The following is a 20,561-nucleotide window of genomic DNA, read 5'->3' as shown; positions in this document are numbered from 1 at the left end:
GGATGGAACAAAAATGACCTATGTAAAAAAAGCATTGCTTGCTATGCTTTGCTTCATGCTTCTACTGATGACAGCTACACCTACTGTTACGCAAGCAGCTCCAACAATTAGAGATGTTCCAACAAATAGCAATAATTATAAAGCTATTTCATGGGCGGTCGATAATGACCTGATGTCCTTAAATAGTGCAAGTAACTTTTTACCAAATGATCAAGTGACAGATCGCGATCTTGTTCTGATGTTTGCCAAACTAGATCGGAACTATGCTTTATCTTATATAGATAGTGTTGCTTATAATTTCTATAGTGATTTTTATTTACCATTTAACGGTACACATGTTAATACGAATCGAACAAAAGCTGTAACTCGTGGCCAATTTGCCCAAATCTACGCGGCTTTTAAAGGCTTAGATTTAGATGAGCCACAGGCAGTTCAATATTTATATTCAAATGATTTATCTACAAGTTCTACAGGCAAAAACACATTTGCTAGCTTTAATCCTTCCACAAAATTAACACGGGGTGATGTTGCTGTATTTTTCTATCGTGCTGTTCAAAATAGCACTTTCGCAGTACAAGGATTAAAACGTAGTCCAGCTGGTCGTGATAATGATAGTATTACGTTGCCTCCTGGTTTTATGGGATCTAGTAGTGCTGATTTTGAAGAGCCAAAGGATAATTCAAATGATTTTACTGGACCAAATAATGTTAATAATGCATTGCAGAGTATCGTGGTGGAAAAGCCTGATTTAATTGCAAATAATGTGGATACAACACTAGTTACGGTGTCTTTAAAGGCTTGTAATGGTGATCCTATCGCTGATGATAAATCCTATTCATTCCGCGTGAAGGCATCCTACGGAAATATTGTTGATACTTCAGGTGAAGCAGTTGACATTGTCCAATCAGATGGTTCAACTGTATCTGCTATAGTGGTAGCACCAAAACTAACTAAATCAGTACGTGATACAATAACTTTTGAACTGATTAATAATACGGACCCAGCAATGAAGTGTCTTGTTGGAGAGAAACTAAACGCAGAAGTGCGTTATGCACCACAGCCTGAATTACGTATTGATTACCAAGTATACGACCCAGCAAATACAGATGATAATGGTAGCGTGATTCCTGAATTTCCTAAAAGTGAAGATATTCCAGAGTTCTTTACGCAAAACTTAATTGATGTTTATAGCCCAGTTCCTCTCAATGCTAATTCAGATAAAAAATTATTTAGTATTGGGCAGCAAACAAATGTGACAGACGTTTTAGGAAATGTGCAAAACATCTATTTGCGTTACGGTGGATCTGATCCTAAATATCCGGCATTAGGTTATGAAAATGCTATTCTTCAATTTGAAAACTATAATATTTCTGTATACTTATTTGAGGAACTTTTAAAGACACGTTTTGAAAACTCTGTTACGACGCCAGCTAAAACGGAAATAATGTATTTAATTGCTGACGATGGTCGTCCTATTTATCGCGTTCAGGGCATTGACGATGATATTGCCTCACAGGTAGAGAACATTAATCCAGTCGGCGCCATTATTCAGCTTATGAAAGAAATGCCAGACGAAAAAGATTTAACATTAGAACATTATGATAGTGTTATGAAGATTTATTCGATCTTCACAAACTTAAGTAACTATGACCGTACGGTATTATTAAAATACCAAGGCGGTAAATTACTTGGACAAGTAGAGGCCTTTAAAAAACGAGTTGAGGCACTAAAGGAAAGTGCGGATGCGGCATCAAGACCATCAGGAAAAGATCGTTATACAAAAGTAATGGTGACTTTAGTGCGTCCTGGTGGAGAGCCTATTACAGATTATCAAGGGACAGTTAAAATTAAGTATGACGGAGTAGAAAAAACAGCTTCATTCATTACGAACACTTCTGATCCATTAAATAATACAGGAAATCCAGGTACTGCTGTAGCCTACTTTGATTCAGTTATATATGGGAAATCTAAAGTGGAAGCAAGACTTGTCAATCCAATAGACCCTCGCTATGCAACGTCCTTGAAGGGTTTAAAAGATAAAACAGTGACGAAAGATATTTTCACGAATCCATACTTCAGTAAAAATTCATGTTCTTTAGCAACTGAAATTGCCTATGTAGTGGATTATTCTTCTTCCATGAAAGCTGTTGATCCAACAAATTATCGTGGGAAGAAAATGATTGAACTAATCAATCAATTAAAGGCTAAAAATAACATAGTCATTGAAACCAATACAAAAGCAACAGTACTTGGAGAAGGCACAACAGAAAATGTGTTGAAAAAAGATCTTTATAAAGCATCGAAAGAAAAGGGTGCAACCGATATTTTTGCAGGCATCGATATTGCTTTAACAAAATTCTCGAATGATTCGAAAACATCCAAAGCGATTGTTGTTGTCTCTGATGGTAAAACAAGTAAATCAAAAATGACAAAAGTTATAAATGAAGCGAAAAAGCAAGGTGTCAAAGTATATACAGTAAGTATGGGCAAAAAATCACAAGTAAATGACGCCACTTTAATGCAATTATCTTCAGAAACGGGCGGAACGTACTTCCATGCAATTGATAATATGCAATTGCATCAAGTCTTCCAGAAGTTAATTGATACAATTTTATGTAAAACGCAAGCTTCGAGCTGTATCAATCCAGAAGATTTATTTGAAGAGACAAGTGTTTCGCTACGAAAAGGTTATATTACAATGAGTGCTCGAGTTGATGGTAACTGTCAAAACGTTGCGAAGATGAATGTACGTTTTAATTCAATCAGTGGAGATGTCCAGTTTGATTTGCAAAAGCGTAGTGATCAAGTGTATATGTTAACAAAAACTGTTCAAACGATGCAGGACTTTAAAGTCAATGATGAGATTGAGTTTATAGCATACGATAAAGATGGAAATATGATTGCAATAAAGACTGTTACAATAACAAATTAATGAGAAAACTGCCTCCGATGATGGGGGCAGTTTTTTAATTTGAAACAACACGTATAATTTGTTACACTTAGTTTATAATAATTCTAATGTAGATGACGAATTGCAGTTCTTCATGACATGTTCACAAATTATTGATGAACTCTTGTCGAACTGTGCTATAATGAGATTTGTGAATTAGAACGTGTGAGGTGTTATTCATGCATACCATCGTAGTAGGCTTGAATTATAAAACAGCGCCTGTTGAAATACGTGAGAAGTTATCATTCATTGAGAGTGAACTGCCACAAGCAATGGAAGCGCTGCAAAAGCAAAAAAGTATATTAGAGAACGTAATTGTTTCGACATGTAATCGTACAGAAATATATGCTGTTGTGGATCAATTGCATACTGGACGTCATTTTGTGAAACAATTTTTAGCAAACTGGTTTGATTTACCTGTGGAGACATTTTCTTCGTATTTAACGATTCGTGAAGAAGATGAGGCAATCGAACATTTATTTAAAGTGACAGCTGGAATTGATTCAATGGTTCTAGGTGAAACACAAATTTTAGGGCAAGTAAAAAAAAGCTTTTTAAGTGGACAAGAGATTGGCACAACAGGAACGGTATACAATCAGCTATTTAAACAAGCAGTAACATTTGCAAAGCGTGCTCATAATGAAACAGCGATTGGTGAGAATGCGGTATCCGTTTCCTATGCTGCTGTAGAATTAGCAAAGAAAATTTTTGGCTCATTACAACGCAAGCATGTAGCTATTTTAGGTGCAGGTAAAATGGGGGAACTTGCAATTGAGAACCTTTACGGTAGTGGTGTAGGGAAAGTTACTGTCATTAACCGTACATTTGAAAAAGCAGAAAGCTTAGCAGCTAAATTCCATGGTGAAGCTAAATCAATGAAGGAATTACAATGTTCTTTGTTAGAAGCGGATATTTTAATTACTTCAACAGGTGCTACTGATTATGTTATTGATTACGAGCTAATGCAATTCGTGGAACGTTTACGTAAAGGAAAACCATTATTCATGGTAGATATAGCGGTTCCTCGTGATATTGACCCACGAGTTGGCGACCTACCAAATGTATTCCTATATGATATTGATGATTTACAAGGTATTGTCGAAGCGAACTTAGCAGAGCGTGAACGTGCTGCTGCTGATATTACTAATATGATTGGCGACGAAGTTGTGCAATTTAAAGACTGGGTAGCAACGCTTGGGGTAGTGCCAGTCATCTCCGCATTACGTAAAAAGGCAAATCGTATTCAACAAGAGACTATGACAAGTATCGAAAATAAAATGCCAGATTTAACGGAACGTGAACGTAAAATTTTAAGCAAACATACAAAATCTATTATCAATCAATTGTTAAAAGAGCCAATCTTGCAAGCTAAAGAAATGGCTAATTCTCCAAAAGCAAATGAACAGTTACGTTTATTCCAACAAATTTTTGGTATAGAGGATGCTGTGGAAGCTGAAGTTCATGAGATGACAAAGCAAGAGCTTGAGCGCAAAGAACGCGCACAGGTATCTCAGACTTCTACTGAACCAAAGTACTCTTTCTAAATTATCTATTGCGCTCACGTAGAAAGCTGTGATTGTATATGGGTGTTACGCGCAATTGGATTTTCTACTGATATTACATGAGGCGTTTTCGTATCTGTATGGTAAACTAAGGATACGAAAACGTTTTTTTGTTTTCTATGCTAGAATAGTTTATTAATTTCACGACAAAGAAGGGATGTCTATTGGCTGATTTGACCATGACGAGGCTGTATGAAGTGATGATCGTCTTGTATGCGATCAGTCTAGTTTTTTACTTTACTGATTACTTTTATAAGCAAGTACGTGCAAGACGCATTGCTTTTTGGCTTGTTTCATTTGTATGGATGATTCAAAGTGCCATTATCATTTTAACGTTTGTGGAAACGAAGCGTTTTCCGATTTTATCCTTGTCTGAGGGAATACTTTTTTATTCCTGGTTACTCGTGACGTTATCCATTATCCTTCATTGCATAGCAAGGGTGGATTTACCTGTGTTTATTATTAATATACTAGGATTCTTATTCGCTAGTATATTTACTTTTATGCCGAAACGTCCTACAGGAGCTGTCGGGGATACTTTAATTTCGGAGATGCTTTTTATTCATATATCATTTGCAATATTGTCTTATGCAGCGTTTACATTAACATTTGTGTTTGCCATTTTGTATCTCGTTCTATATCGATTGCTGAAAAAGAAAAAGTGGTCGCATTTATGGACTAGATTGCCTTCCTTGCAGCAGACAAGCAGCTGGATGAATATTTCATTTTTTATTGGAATTCCGATGTTATTTATAAGTTTAATATTAGGGTTTGAATGGGCACTATTAACATTAGAGAGTCTTTCGATTTTCGATGCGAAAATCATAGGGTCCTTCATTATTTTAATTTTGTATTGTTTTATCCTATATGTGAATCGCAAAAGCAAGCTGACAGGTACAACTTATGCATGGGTACATATTTATGCCTATCTATTAGTTGTTGTAAACTTCTTCTTAGGGAGTAGTTTATCGAGATTCCATTTATGGTATTAGAAGAAAGGTTGGAGAGAGTTGAGAAAAATTATTGTAGGTTCTAGGAGAAGTAAACTAGCGCTAACGCAAACAAATTGGTTCATTAATGAATTAAAAGCGGCTGGTGCACCATTCGAATTTGAAGTAAAAGAGATTGTAACAAAAGGTGACCAAATTTTAGATGTACAGCTTTCAAAAGTAGGCGGGAAAGGGTTGTTTGTAAAAGAAATTGAACAAGCCCTTTACGATAAAGAAATTGACTTTGCTGTTCATTCTATGAAAGATATGCCTGCTGTATTGCCAGAAGGGCTAGTGATTGGTTGTATTCCACCACGTGAAGATGCTCGTGATGCATTTATTTCGAAAGGGCATGTTAAATTTGCTGACCTTCCTGCGGGAGCAGTCGTTGGGACAAGTTCTTTACGTCGTAGTGCACAGCTTTTAACAGTACGTCCTGATATCGAAATTAAATGGATTCGTGGAAATGTTGATACACGTTTAGCTAAGCTTGAAACAGAAGAATATGATGCCATTATTTTAGCAGCGGCTGGTTTGAAACGCCTTGGGTGGAGTGATGATGTAGTCACTGAGTTTTTACCTGTAGAACAATGTCTACCGGCTGTAGCGCAAGGCTCTCTAGGCATTGAATGTCGTGCCGATGATGCGGAGCTTTTAGCCGAATTAGGTAAACTGACTGATTCATTTACATGGCAAGAAGCACATGCAGAACGTGCATTTTTGGCTGCAATGGATGGTGGTTGTCAAGTACCGATTGCTGGGTATGCCACTTCAAATGGGGAAGAAATTACATTAACAGGCCTTGTTGCTGCTCCAGACGCATCTGTTGTCTATAAAGAAACAGTAGTCGGTACAGATGCACAAAAAATTGGAGAAGAGCTAGCTGCTATTTTAACAGAACAAGGTGCTTTCGATTTAATTCAGCGTGTAAAGGCAGAGCAAGATGCCGAGTAATTTACCTCTCAAGGGTAAAACCATACTTTTAACAGGCACATCTAAGACAACAACCATTGTCGAAAATATAATAGCTTTAGGTGGACAGGCCATCGTAGCCCCATTAATTGAAACTTGTGAACGATTAGATAGCGAGGATTCTGAACTATTGAATCGCGTTAAGCAATATGATTGGTTGATTTTTACTAGTCAAAATGCTGTAGAAGCTTTTGCTAGTAAAATGCTTCGACATCAATTTAATGCGAGTCACTTCCAAGGAAAAATAGCTTCTATTGGAACTAAAACAACAACAGCGCTGGAAAATTTAGGATTTCAAGTGAGCTTTATGCCTTCCATATTTAGTGCTGATATCTTCGTTAAAGAATTTCCGAGTGTAGCGGGTAATCATCCGAGATGTCTGTTTATTCGAGGAGAAAAGGCGAAAAGTACGTTGAAGGATGGATTGCCTTTTGAATTAAAAGAATGGACAGTCTATGAAACGATAGAACGACATGATCAAACATCTGTTATTGTCAATTGCATCCAGCAACATCAAGATGTTACAGTGATTTTTGCTAGTCCTTCAGCAGTTGACGTTTATGCAATGGAGGTTGTGCCACATATTGGCTGGGAAGCAGCTCACATTGCAGCCATTGGCCATATTACGGAAGCAGCTCTTGAACAATACGGCGCTACTGTGGATATTATGCCAAGTGTTTATACAATGCAAGCAGTCATCGAAGAAATTATGAAAGTAGGGGACAAATCATGACAAAACAACAATTTCAAAGACACCGTCGTTTGCGTACCAATGCAACGATGCGATCAATGGTAAAAGAAACATACTTACATAAAGAGGACCTGATCTATCCTATTTTTGTAATAGAAGGCGAAAATATTAAAAATGAAGTACATTCAATGCCTGGCGTTTTTCAATTTTCATTGGATAAATTAGAGGCAGAGGTGGATGAGGTTGTAGCATTAGGTATTCCTGCGGTTATTTTATTTGGCTTGCCAGCTGAAAAGGATGCGGTTGGAACGGGTGCATTTCATGATCATGGCATTGTGCAGGAAGCGACTCGACTCATTAAAACACGTCATCCTGAGTTATTAGTCATCGCGGATACATGCTTATGTGAATTTACAGATCATGGACATTGTGGCTTAATTGAGGGTGATCAAATTTTGAATGATCCTTCATTAGATGTTTTAGCCCGCACGGCGATATCCCAAGCAAAAGCTGGCGCTGATATCATTGCTCCATCTAATATGATGGATGGCTTTGTAACGGCAATTCGCGCTGGTCTGGACGAAGCTGGTTTTGAACATATTCCGATTATGTCCTATGCAGTTAAATATGCATCCAGTTACTATGGACCTTTCCGTGATGCTGCAGATGGTGCTCCGCAATTTGGTGATCGTAAATCCTACCAAATGGATCCATCAAATCGTCTAGAGGCATTCCGTGAGGCAGAGTCAGATATCGAAGAGGGCGCAGATTTCCTAATTGTCAAGCCTGCCCTTAGCTATTTAGATATTATTCGAGACATGAAAAATAACTATCCATTACCGCTTGTTGCATATAATGTTTCAGGTGAATATGCAATGATTAAAGCGGCTGCTATAAATGGTTGGATTGAAGAGAAAAAAGTTGTGCTTGAAACATTATTAGGCATGAAACGTGCAGGCTCTGATTTAATCATTACGTATCATGCAAAAGATGTTGCACGTTGGTTGGAGGAGAAATAAATGACACGTTCTTACGAAAAATCAAAACAAGCCTATGCTGAAGCTGTTCAATTAATGCCGGGTGGTGTAAGTAGCCCAGTACGTGCATTCAAATCAGTAAATATGGACCCGATTTTCATGGAATCTGGCCATGGGGCAATCATTAAAGACATTGATGGCAATGAATATATTGATTATGTATTGTCTTGGGGTCCGCTAATTTTAGGACATACACATCCCGAGGTAGTGAAAGCAATTGCAGATACAGCTGCGAAGGGTTCTTCCTTCGGTGCTCCAAGCTATACTGAAAATCGCTTAGCTCAATTAGTATTAGACCGTCTACCAGGAATGGAAATGATTCGCTTTGTTTCTTCAGGAACAGAGGCTACTATGTCTGCATTACGTGTAGCGCGTGGTGTTACAGGTCGTGATAAGATCTTAAAGTTTGAAGGGTCTTATCATGGTCACGGTGACTCCTTATTGATTAAAGCTGGTTCTGGTGTTGCCACATTAGGCCTACCTGATAGCCCTGGCGTACCTGCAGATATCGCCCGCAATACGTTGACAGTTGCCTATAATGATTTAGAAGGGGCAAAAGTAATTTTCGAAAAATTTGGCGCAGAGTTAGCTGCAGTAATTGTGGAGCCAGTCGCAGGAAATATGGGTGTTGTACCTCCACAACCAGGTTTCCTAGAAGGTTTGCGTGCGCTTACTTCAGAGCACGGTGCATTATTAATCTTTGACGAAGTCATGACAGGTTTCCGCGTAGATTATGGCTGTGCACAAGGGTATTTTGGGGTAACGCCTGATATGACTACTTTAGGTAAAGTAATCGGAGGTGGCCTCCCTGTAGGTGCATTCGCTGGGAAAAAAGAAATTATGGAGCAAGTAGCACCAGCTGGACCAATTTATCAAGCAGGAACATTATCGGGGAATCCGTTAGCGATGACAGCCGGTTATGAAACGTTATCACGTTTAGATCATGGTACGTATGATTACTTTAAAAAATTAGGAGATCAGCTTGAGGCTGGTTTCCGTGAAGCAGCAACTAAATATAATATCCCGCACACTGTTAATCGTGCAGGCTCTATGATTGGCTTCTTCTTCACGAATGAAGATGTCATTGATTTTGCTTCTGCTAAAACATCAGATTTACAATTATTCGCTGAATATTTCCGTCTAATGGCAGAGGAAGGTATTTTCTTACCTCCTTCTCAATTCGAGGGACTATTCATCTCAACAGCTCATACGGAAGAGCACATTGCGACAACGGTGGCAGCATTCCATAAAGTATTCGCACAATTAGCGCAATAAAATTAATTTGATAGAGCATGCTAGAATTATTTCTAGCATGCTCTTCTGCTGTTAAAAAACAAAACCATTACTAGAATTTTTGCGGGAAGTGAAAATGTTTTCCTCTGTAGGCTACTTGCTCTCCTGTGGCCTCACCTCTTTAGCTATCCCATGGGAGTCAAGCATCCTCCACTCCAACCCATAAAAATGTTTCTTTATAGCAAAGGTTTTCATAAAGTGAATGTGTTCACTATTCATTTTATGGAGAGGTGCAAGAACGCAGTGAGTGAAGCAGCTCCGCTGGTGGAACGAAAAACAACCCTCGCCTTGCAAAATTGCTTTTTCTACGTTGATATTACATTTTTTAATGGATTAAGCAGAAAGCATTATAGTGCTTGAGGAATACATGAGCAAAAAGGAATAATAGCATATATTTACTAGTAAGTAAGCTCAACTATACTGGATGAAGGACCTGCTTTTGTCAAAATTACATCTTTCAGCATAGCCAAATTGTGGGCGATATCGTTTATAATATAGCTATTCATAAAAGAAAGTAGTGAATTGATATGGCAACAGGCACACACACGGTCGAAGTACCCGTAGGGATTGAACATGTATGGGATTTCGTTAGTGATATGGAAAAATGGGCAAAGCTTGTCCCTGGTTATAATGCACATGAAATGATTGATGAGAAACACTCCACTTGGACTTTTAAAGGCAATGTTGGCGTTTTGAAAAAAACAGTTGAAGTAGAAATTACAATCTTAGAATGGTTAGCACCATCAAAAGTTACATTTGAATTAAAGGGGCTTTCTGATAACTTCACAGGAAATGGCTATTTCCTCGCAGAAAGTATCGACGCTGAAAATACTAAAATGACAGGATTCTTAGAAGTCGTTGCGGGCGGGTTAGCTGGCCCTGTTCTAAATCCAATTTTTAAACCGATCGTACCAAAGGCAACACAAATGCTAACAGATCGTGTGGCTAATAAAATTAAATTAGTAAATGTTTAATGATACCAACATCCATGGGAATGGCATGCTAGACTATTACTTCTAGCATGTCATTTTTTTAGTAGTATCTATTTTAGACTATGTTCAAATGGCAACATCCTCGCATACTATCCTTCAAATCGTCATATGATGCAAAGGGAGGGATTATTATCGAACACAAAACTTGGAATATGCGCGAAACATTTTGTTTTCCTGGATATGGCTGCCCAACTGAAATAGCAGCTGTTCAAATTAAGCCACAGTGGCAGGCGATGCAGTTAGAGGATTCTTTGCGACTTATGGGCATCTATCATATCACCGCACACGTTCGCTTTGATTTTCAAGATATGCAAGCATTTGCAGAAAATGAAGATTTAATTACAATTGATGCTCTTGATATTCAAGGAGATACTGGTTATTTTGAGTATGCCGTTCCTTTACATGTGGATTTACCAAAAGAATCCGATGTCAAAGATTTAATGGTCAAGGATATTCGCCCTAGTCTGACAAATCAGGTGTGTCAGCTTGAGTGGACAGTCACAAGTGCTTTCAATGAATATGAACCTGTTGTTGAAAAAGATGTGTTAGACAATCCGCACCTATCAACACATGCTTTCGAACAAGAGGAGACATTGGCTGTAATTGAAGAAAGTATTCAAGTGAAACAACCTGCCGCAGTAGCAGCAGCTTCACGCCAAGAGAATTCTACAACAGTTAACCAAAAAGCTATATTAAGAGAATCCTCAAGCCATATTGTTGTACGTGAATCCAGTACTTGGCATGAAGTGCCTTCTATGATTTGGGATCTAACAGAAGAATATACACCGCTTAAAGTTCGTGTTTCAAATGATGTCTTTCAAAAGTAAATAGCAGAGAAGTAGCAGGAGTAATAAGAAGACTAAATCACCTGATGTTGGCACAATAATGACACGGATAAACTGAAAAGCACAAATCGGCACGATAATGGTTCTGCAATAAAAACGAACTTGTCGTAGCCAGGGTGGTAAAAGCCAAGGGTTATACTTGCGTCGTCGCATTTGAATTGTCACTTCCTTTTCTCTTTACTTTTCTCTTACTAAAAGATGACTAAATCACTTGAAAAATGACACGATCCTGCGGTACAATAAGGAAAATCAAATACAGATGCTATGATAGGGAAGAGTAAATTTTGACTACATTTTCAGAGAGGAAACGGTAGCTGAGAAGTTTCTATTTGTACGGAATTGAAGGTAGCCCTTGAGCAGCTTTAGTGAACTAATAGTAGTTAAAGCCGGTTAAACACCGTTACCGAATTGAGAGCCAGTAGAATAGGCTGAGAAAATATGTCATTTAACATTTATCTTAACCCTGCTGGAATTAAAGGTGGTACCGCGAACTAAAACTCCTTCGTCCTTTTAGACGAGAGGAGTTTTTTTATTGGGTAAAAAAATAAATAGTATTTCTTTACCAACAGTTTTCAAACAATAGGAGGAGTCAATATGACAGAAAACATTTCAATGCCAACTAAATATGACCCACAGTCCATTGAAGCTGGTCGCTATGAATGGTGGTTACAAGGGAAGTTTTTCGAGGCACAGCCTGAAAGTGGGAAAAAACCCTATTCAATCGTTATTCCACCACCGAACGTAACAGGTAAATTACACCTAGGTCATGCTTGGGATACAACATTACAAGATATCCTCATTCGTATGAAACGCATGCAAGGCTATGATGCCCTATGGTTGCCAGGTATGGACCATGCGGGTATTGCAACACAGGCAAAAGTAGAAGCCAAGCTACGTGAGGATAATATTACACGTTATGATTTAGGACGTGAAAAATTCCTTGAAAAAACATGGGAATGGAAAGAAGAGTATGCTGGACATATTCGTGATCAATGGGCAAAGCTTGGTCTTGGATTAGATTATACACGTGAACGTTTCACATTAGACAAAGGTCTTTCAGACGCGGTAAAAACAGTTTTTGTTCAGTTATATAAAAAAGGCTTAATTTATCGTGGTGAACGTATTATCAACTGGGACCCAGCAGCAAAAACAGCATTGTCTGATATTGAAGTAATTTATCAGGATGTGCAAGGTGCCTTCTATCATATGAAATATCCATTAGCTGATGGCTCAGGCTATGTAGAAGTTGCTACAACACGTCCCGAAACAATGCTTGGTGACTCTGGGGTAGCTGTTCACCCGAACGATGAGCGTTACCAGCACTTAATTGGTAAAAACGTTATTTTACCGATTGTAGGTCGCGAAATTCCAATTGTTGCTGACGAGTACGTTGATATGGAATTTGGTACTGGGGTTGTAAAAATGACACCAGCCCATGATCCGAACGACTTTGAAGTGGGTAATCGTCACAATCTGGAGCGCATTCTAGTAATGAATGAAGACGGTACTATGAATGATCTTGCGGGCAAATATAAAGGAATGGATCGCTTCGAATGCCGTAAGCAAATTGTTGCTGATTTACAAGAAGCAGGTGTGTTAATTCGCATTGAAGAGCATATGCATTCAGTAGGACACTCTGAGCGTTCTGGTGCTGTTGTTGAGCCATATCTTTCAGCACAATGGTTCGTTAAAATGCAACCACTTGCTGATGCTTCCCTAGAGCTACAAAAGGACGAAGAAGGGAAAGTAAACTTTGTTCCTGCTCGTTTTGAAAACACATATTCTCGCTGGATGGAGAATATTCGCGATTGGTGTATTTCTCGTCAATTATGGTGGGGCCATCAAATTCCAGCCTGGTACCATAATGAAACAGGTGAAATATACGTAGGTAAAGAAGCCCCAGCAGATGCAGAAAACTGGACGCAAGATGAAGATGTACTAGATACATGGTTCTCTTCAGCACTATGGCCGTTTTCTACTATGGGTTGGCCAGATGAAGCAAATGAAGAATATAAACGTTACTATCCAACAAATACATTAGTAACAGGCTATGATATTATTTTCTTCTGGGTTTCTCGAATGATTTTCCAGGGTCTTGAGTTTACAGATCAACGTCCATTTAAAGATGTGCTAATTCATGGTTTAGTACGTGACGGTGAAGGGCGTAAAATGAGTAAATCACTTGGCAATGGTGTTGATCCAATGGATGTCATTGAACAATACGGTGCAGATTCATTACGCTACTTCTTAGCTACTGGTTCATCACCTGGTCAAGATTTACGCTATACAACTGAAAAAGTAGAAGCAGTATGGAACTTTGCCAATAAGATTTGGAATGCATCACGTTTTGCGCTTATGAATATGGATGGAATGACATATGATGAGATCGATTTAACTGGTGAAAAATCAGTCGCTGATAAATGGATTTTAACGCGCTTAAATGAAACGATTGAACGCGTTACCTCTCTTGCAGAGCGTTATGAATTCGGTGAAGTTGGCCGTGAACTATACAATTTCATTTGGGATGATTTCTGTTCTTGGTATATTGAAATGGCAAAATTACCTCTTTACGGTGAGGATGAAGCAGCTAAAAAGACAACTCGCTCTATTTTAGCTTACGTACTAGATCAAACAATGCGTCTATTACATCCATTTATGCCTTTCATTACAGAAGAAATCTGGCAGCACTTACCACATGAAGGTGAATCTATTACAGTGGCAGCATGGCCAACAGTACGCACAGATCTTCATTTTGCTGATGAAGCAGATAATATGAAGCTCCTAATGGATATTATACGTTCAGTACGTAATATTCGTGCGGAAGTAAATACACCAATGAGCAAAAAAGTACCGTTGTTTATTTCAGCGAAAGATGCAGCAACAGCAGCTGTACTTGAAGAGAATCAAGCATATCTAGAAAAATTCTGTAATCCTGACACTTTAACAATTGGTGAAGGTTTAGAGGCTCCAGGACAATCAATGACGGCTGTTGTGACAGGAGCACAAGTTTTCCTACCTCTTGTTGGACTAATCAATCTAGAGGAAGAAATTGCCCGTCTTGAAAAAGAATTAGAGAAATGGGCGAAAGAAGTAAAGCTTGTTACAGGTAAATTATCGAATGAGAAGTTTGTATCGAAAGCACCGGAAGCGTTAGTCAACGCAGAACGTGAGAAATTAGCAGATTACGAAAGCAAGCATGCAGTTGTTTTAAAACGTTTAGAAGAATTAAAAAATATGTAAAGATGAAGCAATGGATGACGAAAAAGTCATCCATTGTTTTTTTATATAGAGCTAAAGATATGCATTGAATTAGGTAAAAATATATAGTATTATTTTAAATAAATTGGTCTAATAGATGATGTTCAGCACTGAACTTATAGGAAACAAAACCTAATTTCATTGTTATTTAGCCGTGAAAAACCAAATCTGAAATTGAGAATGGATGGTATTTTAGATAGACAGTCTTTGTTAGTAAAGAAAATAAGAGCCTATGGAGGTGTTGAGAATGTCAGGAAATATTGCAACCATTATTACAAAAGTCAACAAAGCATGTGATGAATTAGACTTTGTAAGTGCGAGAGTATTGATCGAAACAAATCTCTTAAAATTATCCGAAGCAAAGTATTATCGTTTATTGAATACAAGTGGCCGTGTCCTGATTAAGCACATATTAGCAAATAGTAATCCTCAGCAGGATAGCATTAAATTATCAAGGACTGATTTATTAACAATCCAAAAAATTAATGAGTATTGCTCAGATTTTGATATATCGATGCTAAAAAGAACGTTAAAAAACGCTTTTGAATTAGTGCAACGCCCAGATGTTCATCCTTTATTAAATAGTGATGCAAAAACTATTTTAAATAATATGGGTGCTTTATTAGGTGCTCATAAAGTACACTAAAATAATATTAATACGAACACGCAGTTGCTAGCTGCGTGTTTTTTGTATTTTGTCATTTTGCTATGTTATTAAACGTTACTTGTACTAAAATAAAGATATTGCAGTAAGAAGGAGTGTTTCTTTTGTTTAACACAATGAACGAATGTACAAAATTTATTTTTACATTAAAAGCAGTTGATCATAAACGTGCGCCACTTGTCCTTATGCGAGAAGTACTAGGGCATTTAGATGAACCTCACAACAAGCTAAGAGTAATCCATGTAGCTGGTTCAAATGGTAAAGGTTCTACGGTGAACGCATTAAGAGAAATGCTTCAACATGCAGGCTACACTGTAGGGGCATTTACGTCTCCGCATTTAGAGCGAGTCAATGAACGTATGACCATTAACGGCCGCCAAATTTCGGATGAGCAATTTCTCTACTATTTCAATAAACTTGCGAAAATTATAGAAGAACACTACAATGGCGATTTTCCAAGCTTTTTTGAGGTAGTTACACTGATTATGTTTCAATATTTTGCACATGAAGGAGTAGATATTGCACTTATTGAGACAGGGCTTGGAGGACGTTTGGATGCGACAAACGTAGTAAGACCGCTTATATCTATTATTACAACGATTTCGCTAGAGCATACAGCCTTTTTAGGTGACACCTTCGCAAAGGTTGCCGCTGAAAAAGCTGGCATCATCAAAGAAGGCATACCAGCTGTTGTAGGTGTTCAAAATGAGGAGGCATTGGCTGTCATTAAAGCTACTGCAGAGGAACGACATGCATCATGCTTAGTTTTAGGGCAAGACTTCACGGTGACAAATAGTTGGCAAAGTGCTGACTATCAGCACTTTACATATGAAAAGGCCCCTGTCTTGATGAAGGATATACCATTAAAAATGGCTGGTCAACATCAAATAAATAATGCAAGTTTGGCAATCACAGCCATGCTAACATTACGTGAGCAGGGGGCAATTGGCATTGCTGATGATTCTATTTGTCAGGGTCTACAATGCGCGCAATGGGCAGGCCGCTTTGAGCAATGGCCAAATCAAATTGTGCTAGATGGTGCTCATAATTCCGAGGGGACAGCTGCTCTTATCCAAACACTAAAAAATGTCTATCCAAGAAACCATTATCACTTTATTTATGCGGCATTAGCAGACAAGGATCATGCCAACAGTATAGAACTAATGGATACTGTTGCCACCTCGATCACTTTTACACAAATAGACCTACCGAATGCAATGCCTGCTGAAAGCTTAGCGATGTTGTCGACACATGCAAATAAAACGGTTCATACAGAATGGCTAAAAAGCCTTCAAACAGTATTACAAGAACGCCAAAAAGAGGATATTGTTGTCATTACAGGCTCATTATACTTTATAGCACAAGCTCGACAGTGGCTACAGGAGGAAGGACAATGATCCCAAACTTTGATCATTATAAAGAGAAATGGCAGGTTAAAAGTGATGATGTAATTAAACCAGGTCTTACAGCGATTGAAGAGGCTTTATCATTAGTAGGTAATCCTGAACAAACTTTACGTGTCGTCCACTTAGCAGGCACAAATGGCAAAGGCTCTACGTTAACATTTCTAGAGGCAATTGCACAAGAACATGGCTTACGCGTGGGCAAATTTATGTCACCGTGTATCATTGATGTTCATGACCAAATTCAAATAGCTGGTCAACCTATTAAAGAAGCTGAAATGGATCGAGTTTTTCAACAGATGCATGAGGCTGGGCTGAGTGGCAAACTAACCGATTTTGAATTGCTGACGGTGGCGGCATTTTTACATTTTGTCAATGGGCAGGTGGATATTGCGCTGATTGAAGCGGGAATGGGTGGTTTATTGGATAGCACAAATGTGGTAATACCCATTGTCTCTATTATCCCAAGTATTGCTTTAGAACACACAAAGTTTTTAGGGGGTACACTTGAAAGCATTGCACACCATAAAGCAGGTATTATTAAACAACAACGTCCAGTTATTATTGGTGATTTGCCGGGTGAGGCGAAGCGAGTTGTGGAGGCAGTAGCCAATCAAAAAAAAGCCACTCTATTTGCATTAGGTCAGCATTTTTCCATTAAGCCGACAACTGATGGAGAAAGCTATATAAATGACGTACAGCAGTTCCAAATAGCGAACCTGAAACGTACTATGAAGGGGGCACATCAGGGGAACAATATGGCTCTCGCCATTACAGCATTTTTTGAAGTGGCGTCAGTATTAGGCGTGTCTATTGATCAAACAGCTATTCGTCAAGCTGTGCAAAAGGCCTCTATTTTGGGACGCTTTGAAGAAATAATGCCTTTCGTTATATTGGATGGTGCACATAATCCTGCAAGTGCTCAAAAATTAGTAGAAACGATTCAGTGTGAATATCCAAATGAGCAGATAACCTTTGTCGTTGGCATACTAGCAGATAAAGATGTTCAGCAGATTCTCGGGCTTCTAGAGCAGGTGAGTGATGACTTTTACTTCGTTGATTTTGCTAATTCACGAGCAATGCCAGCCCATCAAATGGTCAAACTTTCTCATGCAACATCGAAAACAACCTTGCTTGACTATGCATCCTTTATACAGGCACAATCACATAGACAGCAGAGAACCATTGTAGCAGGATCGTTATATTTATTAACAGAGGTTCGCCATAGATTAAAACAATGCAATAACTAGGGCTCTTGATAGGGAGTCCTAGTTTTTTTATGGCTGCAAATTTAGGATTGCAATGAGTTCCGTATCAAAAAATAATAAATTCGCATTTACCCTTTGGAATGTACATATAATATCATATGATGTTGGCATAGATAGGTGGAAGGATGAGGTGATAGTTAAATGAAAATTGTAAGTCATGTGATGAAAAAACAAATATTTCGAGCAATGATTATAGGTGGATTTGTTGGTCTATTAGGTGTAGCAATTTTTCTGGGCGTTTTACAAGCCAGCACGCAATTACCTTTAAAGAAAAATGGTAGTGAAGTGGCAAATAATCAATCACAAACAGAAACAATTCCAACTGCCGGGGAGACAACCAATACATCTAATGCATCTATGTTTTATGCAAGCCAAGCTGGCGTGTATTCAAACTATGAGAGTGCAAGTTCATTTGTTGCTGAGTATCCTGCCTTAAAAGAGAGCGCGATTGTTCAAGTTGATGACAAGTTTTATGTGTGGACAAGCATGGTGACGGAGGAAAGTCAGCTAAAATTTTTACAGGACCCCGCTACCTTTAAAAAGGCATTTAGCGTCAGTGGTGAAAGCTGTAAAGAACCGACCTTGGCAGAACTACCAACTGCTTTAGCAGATAAAAATGCCGCAAAATTAAATTTTAAGGAAAATGGCAAGGACTCAACGCTACCTGAGGATTGGCAGTCCATTGGTGCAGCGGCCTCTACTATTTCCAACGATATCGACATCATTCGTCTGCATGTTTTTGCACATTACCAATCTAAAAATACGTGTCTTCAAGTGAAGTTTTAACAATAAATTATAATGAAATCTTCATTATCTTGTTTTTTTGAAAATTTTCAAATTGTGCATTCTTCTGTATCATAAGGATAAGGAGGAATGATCAGATAATGTTAAAAACAAATCATAAGCTTGTCCTTGCTTCTGCTTCCCCTAGGCGTAAGGAATTACTTAACATGCTAGCACTCCCATTTGAAGTCTTGACAAGTGAAGTGGAAGAAACAAGTGTACAGGCTCATACAATGCAGGATTATGTAAAAGGAGTAGCTTTATTGAAGACGCGTGATGTAGCCAAAAAAGCAGCTAATGCCACGATTATTGGTGCAGATACGATCGTTGTTTACAATCAAGAGCTACTACATAAACCCAAAACGCGTGAGGAAGCTATTTCTCACTTATTACGTTTGTCAAATAACAAACATAGTGTGATGACTGCGGTCGCTATAATCGAACCGGATGGAAAGGAAACGACCTTTGTGGAAGAGACGACAGTTGTTTTCCACCGTCTATCGCAGGAATTAATTGAAGCTTATGTAGATACAGGAGATCCTTTCGATAAAGCGGGTGGTTATGGCATTCAAACGATTGGTACACTATTAGTTAAACGAATTGAAGGAGATTATAACAATGTTGTAGGTCTACCACTTGCAGCTTTGTTTTCGCAATTGGTGGATCTACAGATAGTCCAGTTTGCGAAGGAGTGAATATTTTTGCTAGAAGACGCTTTACCAACTTTGATGATACGTGATGTCAATATAGAGGATCGCCCTCGTGAACGGCTATTACGACAAGGGGCTGAAAGTTTATCGAATCAAGAGCTACTCGCTATTTTATTGAGGACAGGCACAAAGGAAGAATCTGTGCTTGTTCTTGCAAATAGGGTGTTAAATGTTTTTGAACGACTCCATCATTTGAAGCACGCAACCATCGAAGAAATGATGGCTATTAAAGGAATAGGTGAGGTGAAAGCCATTCAATTAATGGCTGCCATTGAACTGGGTAGAAGACTGGCTCAAAAACATAATGATGAGAAATTCACGATACGTTCTCCGCAAGATGCAGCAACTTACTTAATGCCTGATATGACGTCGCTTAATCAGGAGCATTTTGTAGTGCTTTTTTTAAATATAAAAAATCAAATTATTCATAAGCAGACGATTTTCATTGGCAGTTTAAATGCCTCTATCGTTCATCCTAGAGAAATATTTCGAGAAGCTGTCAAAAGGTCTGCCGCCTCTATTATATGTGCCCACAACCATCCAAGTGGGGTGCCAACACCGAGCTCGGAGGACATTGAAGTAACAAAGCGAATTGTTGAAGCAGGCTATATTATAGGGATAGAGTTAATAGATCACGTCATCATCGGCGACCATCAATATATTAGTTTAAAGGAAAAAGGATATTTTTAACTCTGCATACAATATGCAGAGTTTTTTATGATTACACCATTTCGTTGTATAGAAAACTCTATTACAAATGGCCTTAATTATAACCAGGCCTAAAAATTTTTTGTATTTTTTTGTGGTATATTAGCGAACCTTTTTTCTTACATAACGTTAATGTATTCATAGAAAAGCAATTATCTTCACAAAAATTGGTAGCCTGATACACATTGTCTTATGGGAATAAAAATTATATGCTAATCTATACGTACTATTTTTAGTTTAAGAGGGAATTAAAATAGTATCTTTTCTGTGAGATGAAGTATGTGATACTACAAATTCTTGCGTTTTTCCGTTATAATGAACGGTATGAATTTTATCTTTATTCAGGGAGGACTCCCATCAAAATTGGTGGTGAGGTGAATGAGTGTGTAGTTTTTTCATAGGTGTAAACTACCAACTGATGGAGATAAAAAACTTT

16 protein-coding genes and 1 other annotated feature are annotated in these 20,561 nt (G+C 38.2%); all 16 genes read left to right on the top strand.

The genetic code is table 11. The features are described 5' to 3' along the window. Positions 1–13 precede the first annotated feature (13 nt). The 16 genes from PSR12_RS16535 to radC all read left to right on the top strand — a co-directional run bounded on the left by PSR12_RS16535 (position 14) and on the right by radC (position 20,107). Entirely contained in the window at positions 14–2,932 is a 2,919-nt protein-coding gene (locus PSR12_RS16535; protein ID WP_274769793.1) for a vWA domain-containing protein, read from the top strand. A gap of 197 nt (positions 2,933–3,129) precedes the next feature. Continuing rightward, positions 3,130–4,494, top strand: a complete 1,365-nt coding sequence (hemA, locus tag PSR12_RS16530; RefSeq protein ID WP_221680893.1) for a glutamyl-tRNA reductase — start codon at positions 3,130–3,132, stop codon at positions 4,492–4,494. Positions 4,495–4,676: 182 nt separating this feature from the next. After that, positions 4,677–5,504, top strand: coding sequence for a cytochrome C assembly family protein (locus PSR12_RS16525; protein WP_004226624.1), 828 nt, complete (start codon positions 4,677–4,679; stop codon positions 5,502–5,504). A gap of 18 nt (positions 5,505–5,522) precedes the next feature. After that, complete coding sequence (hemC, locus tag PSR12_RS16520; protein WP_221680891.1) at positions 5,523–6,455, top strand: hydroxymethylbilane synthase; 933 nt, start codon at positions 5,523–5,525, stop codon at positions 6,453–6,455. Beyond that, a complete protein-coding gene (locus PSR12_RS16515) occupies positions 6,445–7,206 on the top strand; it encodes a uroporphyrinogen-III synthase (protein ID WP_257520269.1) in 762 nt (253 codons plus the stop codon). Before hemC ends, PSR12_RS16515 begins: the two co-directional genes overlap by 11 nt. Next, a complete protein-coding gene (gene hemB / locus PSR12_RS16510; protein WP_274769789.1) occupies positions 7,203–8,183 on the top strand; it encodes a porphobilinogen synthase in 981 nt (326 codons plus the stop codon). The genes PSR12_RS16515 and hemB overlap by 4 nt, the downstream gene beginning before the upstream one ends. Next, positions 8,184–9,476, top strand: coding sequence for a glutamate-1-semialdehyde 2,1-aminomutase (gene hemL, locus PSR12_RS16505; RefSeq protein WP_054550021.1), 1,293 nt, complete (start codon positions 8,184–8,186; stop codon positions 9,474–9,476). 545 nt (positions 9,477–10,021) lie between these two features. Beyond that, positions 10,022–10,468 carry an SRPBCC family protein gene (locus PSR12_RS16500; protein ID WP_221680889.1) on the top strand — a complete coding sequence of 149 codons (447 nt, stop codon included), beginning with the start codon at positions 10,022–10,024 and terminating at the stop codon, positions 10,466–10,468. 80 nt (positions 10,469–10,548) lie between these two features. Next, entirely contained in the window at positions 10,549–11,313 is a 765-nt protein-coding gene (locus PSR12_RS16495) for a valyl-tRNA synthetase (RefSeq protein WP_255601109.1), read from the top strand. A 273-nt stretch (positions 11,314–11,586) separates the two neighbouring features. Beyond that, positions 11,587–11,844 (top strand) — a binding site (T-box leader). Positions 11,845–11,925: 81 nt separating this feature from the next. Beyond that, complete coding sequence (locus PSR12_RS16485; RefSeq protein WP_274769787.1) at positions 11,926–14,571, top strand: valine--tRNA ligase; 2,646 nt, start codon at positions 11,926–11,928, stop codon at positions 14,569–14,571. A 265-nt stretch (positions 14,572–14,836) separates the two neighbouring features. Then, positions 14,837–15,235 carry a hypothetical protein gene (locus PSR12_RS16480; RefSeq protein ID WP_016991882.1) on the top strand — a complete coding sequence of 133 codons (399 nt, stop codon included), beginning with the start codon at positions 14,837–14,839 and terminating at the stop codon, positions 15,233–15,235. Between the two features lie 134 nt (positions 15,236–15,369). Next, the gene (locus PSR12_RS16475; protein WP_221681084.1) at positions 15,370–16,650 is read left to right on the top strand and encodes a bifunctional folylpolyglutamate synthase/dihydrofolate synthase; all 1,281 of its coding nucleotides are present in this window, start codon (positions 15,370–15,372) and stop codon (positions 16,648–16,650) included. Then, positions 16,647–17,906: a bifunctional folylpolyglutamate synthase/dihydrofolate synthase gene (locus tag PSR12_RS16470; RefSeq protein WP_274769785.1), complete on the top strand. Its 1,260-nt coding sequence runs from the start codon at positions 16,647–16,649 to the stop codon at positions 17,904–17,906. The genes PSR12_RS16475 and PSR12_RS16470 overlap by 4 nt, the downstream gene beginning before the upstream one ends. A gap of 159 nt (positions 17,907–18,065) precedes the next feature. Next, the gene (locus PSR12_RS16465; protein ID WP_221680886.1) at positions 18,066–18,710 is read left to right on the top strand and encodes a hypothetical protein; all 645 of its coding nucleotides are present in this window, start codon (positions 18,066–18,068) and stop codon (positions 18,708–18,710) included. Between the two features lie 98 nt (positions 18,711–18,808). Then, positions 18,809–19,402 (top strand): Maf family protein, encoded by a 594-nt coding sequence (locus PSR12_RS16460; protein ID WP_221680885.1) that lies wholly within the window; start codon positions 18,809–18,811, stop codon positions 19,400–19,402. A 33-nt stretch (positions 19,403–19,435) separates the two neighbouring features. Next, entirely contained in the window at positions 19,436–20,107 is a 672-nt protein-coding gene (radC, locus tag PSR12_RS16455) for a RadC family protein (protein ID WP_192807141.1), read from the top strand. The last annotated feature ends 454 nt before the right edge of the window (positions 20,108–20,561 follow it).

This window comes from Lysinibacillus sp. G01H (assembly GCF_028872195.1).
Taxonomy (GTDB): Bacteria; Bacillota; Bacilli; order Bacillales_A; family Planococcaceae; genus Lysinibacillus; species Lysinibacillus capsici.
This window is presented reverse-complemented; position numbering and strand designations above follow the sequence as displayed.